4 protein-coding genes and 1 pseudogene are annotated in these 4,208 nt (G+C 76.5%); 1 reads left to right on the top strand and 4 read right to left on the bottom strand.

Translation table 11 applies throughout. The annotated features are described in order from the left end of the window. Window positions 1–238: 238 nt before the first annotated feature. From ACFC1T_RS38225 to ACFC1T_RS38215, 3 genes are all read right to left on the bottom strand, one after another. Window positions 239–1,270: an AraC family transcriptional regulator gene (locus ACFC1T_RS38225; RefSeq protein ID WP_375897381.1), complete on the bottom strand. Its 1,032-nt coding sequence runs from the start codon at window positions 1,268–1,270 to the stop codon at window positions 239–241. Between the two features lie 140 nt (window positions 1,271–1,410). Further along, a complete protein-coding gene (locus tag ACFC1T_RS38220; protein ID WP_375897378.1) occupies window positions 1,411–2,622 on the bottom strand; it encodes a serine hydrolase domain-containing protein in 1,212 nt (403 codons plus the stop codon). 204 nt (window positions 2,623–2,826) lie between these two features. Beyond that, the gene (locus ACFC1T_RS38215; protein ID WP_375897376.1) at window positions 2,827–3,273 is read right to left on the bottom strand and encodes a MarR family winged helix-turn-helix transcriptional regulator; all 447 of its coding nucleotides are present in this window, start codon (window positions 3,271–3,273) and stop codon (window positions 2,827–2,829) included. A 96-nt stretch (window positions 3,274–3,369) separates the two neighbouring features. On the opposite strand from ACFC1T_RS38215, the gene ACFC1T_RS38210 reads away from it, so the two are divergent. After that, window positions 3,370–3,762, top strand: coding sequence for a nuclear transport factor 2 family protein (locus ACFC1T_RS38210; protein ID WP_375897373.1), 393 nt, complete (start codon window positions 3,370–3,372; stop codon window positions 3,760–3,762). A gap of 61 nt (window positions 3,763–3,823) precedes the next feature. Here ACFC1T_RS38210 and ACFC1T_RS38205 read toward each other — a convergent pair. Continuing rightward, window positions 3,824–4,102: pseudogene (locus ACFC1T_RS38205) on the bottom strand (MMPL family transporter); the annotation flags it as partial. Between the last annotated feature and the right edge of the window lie 106 nt (window positions 4,103–4,208).

The following is a 4,208-nucleotide window of genomic DNA, read 5'->3' as shown; positions in this document are numbered from 1 at the left end:
CTGGTGCTCATCCCCCCATACCCCCCCCCCGGGGGCGGTACCGCAACCCCATCCCCAAACACGGGGCGGGGGGGGGTACACGGGGGGCCCCGCCCCGCCCCCCGGGGGGGGGCGGGGCCACCGGTGGTTCTGCCGCGCGGGGCTGACGGGCCCGGCGCGTCGCGGTGTTCCTCGTGGAGGATGCCAGTGCGCGCGGCGCCCGTGTTGTCCCTGCGTCTCCACTTCCTTGGCAATGCGTCTACGCGTCGCCGTCCCGCGCCCGCTCGGCCGGGGCCCGGTGGCGGTGCTCACGGGGCGAGAGCCCGTACGCGGCCCGGAAGGCGCGGCTGAAGTCGTCGGCCCGGGGGAAGCCCCAGCGGGCGGCGACGGCCTGGACCGCCAGGGTGCGCAGCGCCGGGTCGGCCAGGTCGCGCCGGGCCCGCTCCAGCCGCTGCCCGCGGATCCAGGCCGCCAGCGTCCGGCCGTCCCCGGTCTCCCCGGACTGCCGGGTGAAGACCCGGTGCAGGTGGCTGACGGAGACGTGGTGGGCGGCGGCGATCACCGCCGGCGACAGCTCGGGGTCCTGGAGGTTGCGCCGCACGAAGGCGCGCACCGCCTCCACCAGGGCGCGCTGGCGGGTGTCCTCCGGCACGGCCGCCTCGGCCTCCAGCTCCCCGGCGACCCAGGCGGCGACCAGGTCGACCGCGATGGTGCCCAGCCGGGCCGCCCCGGCCGGGTCCAGCGCCGCCGCCTGCCGGTCCAGCCCGACCAGGAAGTCCGACAGCAGCGCGCAGGTGCCCTCGCGCACCGAGAAGCCGCGCCCCAGCAGGTCGCGCAGCCGGTGCGGCGGCAGCGGCAGCAGCGCGGCCGGGAAGTCGATCCCCACGGCCTCGGTCCGCTGCTCCCGGCGGCCGCCGCCCCGGGCCCCGAGGGCCCGCACCTCGTAGGGGTGGGAGCTGTCCACCAGGTACAGGTCGCCCCGGCCGAAGGTGCGGGTGCGCTCCTTGGCGCCGCGGGTCAGCGACAGCCCGCCGTCGAGCGGCATCGTCAGGTGGTACACCCCGGGGTCCGTGCGCCGCACCATGGCGGCGGAGCGCCGGAAGCGCGTCGGCGGGAACGAGGACCGCAGCAGGGTCACCGGCCCCAGCTCCAGGCGCCGCATCTCCGCCCGGAAGTCGTCGGCGTGCTCGCTGGTCATCTCGCTGGCCCGGGTGCGCCCGATCAGCTCCCGCCAGCAGTCGAACCGCTCCCGCGCGGGCACGCCCTCGCCCCGGAACACGCTCCCCGTCACCGCGGCCACCTCGCCGCCCCCTTCCCGCTCCGCTTCCCGGCCCGGCCGCTGCCGGACCGTCGACCGTAACCGATCCCGGCCCGGCCGCCGGCCCGGACCCCCGTGCCTGCTCCCGTGCCCACCCCCGTACCCGGGCCCGGTCAGGGGGCCAGCAGTGCGCAGACGAAGTCCTCCTCGACCGCCCGCAGGTGCGCCAGCAGGTCCGGGGCGCCGCTCTGGTTGACCTGCGTGGTGACGGAGACGGTCAGGCTGCGCCGCCCGTCGGCGGTGCCCGCGCCGAGCTGGGTGTAGCCGGGGGTGTTGCCGGTGTGGCCGTACACCGTGCCGCAGCGGGTGGTGTACTCGAAGATCGCCAGTCCGGCGTGGTTGGTGCCGGGGCCGGCGGGTTCGGAGGCGCCGTCGACGAAGGTCCGCTGCTGTGCGCGGGTGGCGTCGCCGATCAGCGGGCCGCCCGCCCAGGCGGCGGCGAAGGCGTTGAAGTCGGCGGGGGTGGAGACCAGGCCGCCCGAGGCCCAGGAGCCGGAGGCGCCGTACTCGGTGCTGACGTCCTGCGGCGGGGCGGGCGGTTCGACGTCGTAGCCGTGCAGGTAGGGCCTCGGCAGCCGGTAGCCGGAGGGCAGGCTGGTGCGGGTGAGTCCGAGCGGGCGGTAGACCTCGGAGGCGAGCAGGTCCTCGTAGCGCTGCCCGGTGGCGGCCTCGGCCATCAGGGCGACGGCGATGTTGTCGGAGTTGGAGTACTGGTAGCGGGTGCCGGGGGTGAACTCCAGGGGCTTGTCGGCGACGAAGTCCAGCAGGCGGCGGGAGTCGAAGACGTGGTGGGGGTCGGCGTTCAGCAGGTCGCCGAAGGCCGGGGCCCTGCTGTAGTCGGGCAGCCCGCTGGTGTGGTTGAGCAGCTGGCGCAGCGTCACCGCGCCCCAGTCGGCGGGCAGCGCGGGCAGCCGGGCGGCGAGGGTGTCGTCGAGGCCGAGCAGTCCGCAGTCCACCAGCCGAAGGGCGACGGCGCCGCTGAACGCCTTGGCGGCGCTGGCCAGGCGCATGTGGTCCTCGGCGCGCGGCTCGCGGCGGGTGCCGACCTCGGCGGTGCCGGCCCGGATCACCCGCACCTGGTCGTCCTCGCGCAGGACGGCGATGGCGCCGGGCGGGCCGTCCGGGCGGTCCACCAGCTCCTGCAGCCGGGCCCGCAGCGCCCGGTCGCCGTCCTGGCGGCCGTCCTGGCGGCCCTCGGGCCCGCCGCCCGCGGCGGCGCCGACGGCGGGGGCCAGCGCGAGCGAGGCGGCCAGTGAGGCGGCCAGCGACGCGGTCAGCAGGGCGGTGACGGCGGGCCGTGGACGGCGGCGGGGGCGTGGTGACATGACGGATCCTCCGGAGAGCGGTGCGGGGGCCGGCGGCCGGGTGGCCGGGTGGTTCGGGGGCAAGGGATCACCGCCCGCGGACCCGGGGAAACGGCCGGACGCCCGCCGTGACCCGCCTGGTCGATCACCGCGCGGGGCCGACGCGGCACCCGGATCCGGGTCCGGGTCCGACGGCCCGGGGCCCGGAACCCCGGGCCCGGGGTGTCAGCCCTGGAACGGCCCCTCGTCCACGAAGGTGCGCAGCAGCCGGGCGAAGACCCGGGCGTCGTCCGCCGGCCAGGCGGCGAGGGAGTCCTCGATGCGGGCCGCCAGGCGTTGCCGGGTGGCCCGTACCGCGCCCTGCCCGCGGTCGGTGAGGACGAGCAGGGTCGCGCGCCGGTCGCCGGGGTCGGCCTCGCGGCGCAGCAGCCCGGCCTCCTCCAGCCGGTCGGCGCGGCGGGTCACGGTGGTGCGGTCCAGCCCGATCTCGCGGCCCAGGTCGGCGGCGCTGCACGCTCCGGTGCGGGCCAGGCCGCTGAGCACCGGGTAGGTGAGCTCGTCGACGGCTTCCCCCAGGCCGTCGGTCAGCTGGGCGTGCAGGCCGGTGCGGGTGCTGCGCCGCAGCAGCAGTCCCAGGGCCTCGGCGATCTCGTGTCCGGTCGGATTCGTCACCCCCTCAGATTAGCGTGCGTTGCGCACGCTTTTCCTGTACCGTCAGATGCGTGCCTGAGGCACGCATTTTCTCGTGACAAGTCATCGGAGGACCCCGTGCAGCACACCGACATCACCACCGCCCTCGCCGACCTGCTCCTCACCCCGGGCCTGGACCTCCACGAGGCCGTCGACCGGCACTTCGCCCCCGACTACCGCCAGCGCACCGACGGCCGCTGGGACGACCGCGGCGAGTTCCTGGCCCACATCGCCCACCTGCGCACGGTCGTGGCCGACGGCTCCGTCGAGGTCCACGAGGAGCTGGTCGACGGCCACCGCTACGCCGACCGCCACACCATGACCATCACCAAGACCGACGGCTCCACCGTCCGCATGGAGGTCTACCTCTTCGCCGAGTTCGCCCCCGACGGCCGCTTCCGCCGGATCGAGGAGACCACCCTCCTGCTGGAGGGCGCCGACCACGACCGCGACCTCGGCAGCGCCCGCTGACCGAGCACCCGCCGGACGCCGCGCCCGCTGACCACCGCGCCCGCCGGACGCCGCGCCCGCCCTACGGTTGTTCGCCCGCGCCCTCGGTGTCGATGTGCGGCAGCACCCGGTCCAGGAAGCGCGGCGTCCACCAGGCGGCCGGCCCCAGCAGCGTCATCACCGCCGGCACCAGCAGCAGCCGCACCACCGTGGCGTCCACCAGCACGCTGACCGCCAGGCCCAGCCCCATCATCTTGATCACCACGTTGTCGCTGACGATGAACGCGGCGAACACGCTCACCATGATCAGCGCGGCGCAGGTGATCACCCGCGCGGTGATCTCCAGCGCGTGCGCCACGGAGTCCTGGGGGGGGGCCGGGGGGGCCCCGGCCGCCGGGGGCGCCGGGGGGCCCCCGCGCGCTTTCCACGGGAGGGTTGCCGGGGGTGGGTTGCCACGGGAGGGTTTC

It is taken from the genome of Kitasatospora sp. NPDC056076 (genome assembly GCF_042266305.1).
Classification (GTDB): Bacteria; Actinomycetota; Actinomycetes; order Streptomycetales; family Streptomycetaceae; genus Kitasatospora.
The sequence above is the reverse complement of the archived record's forward strand: the minus strand, read 5'-3'. Positions and strand labels throughout refer to the sequence as shown.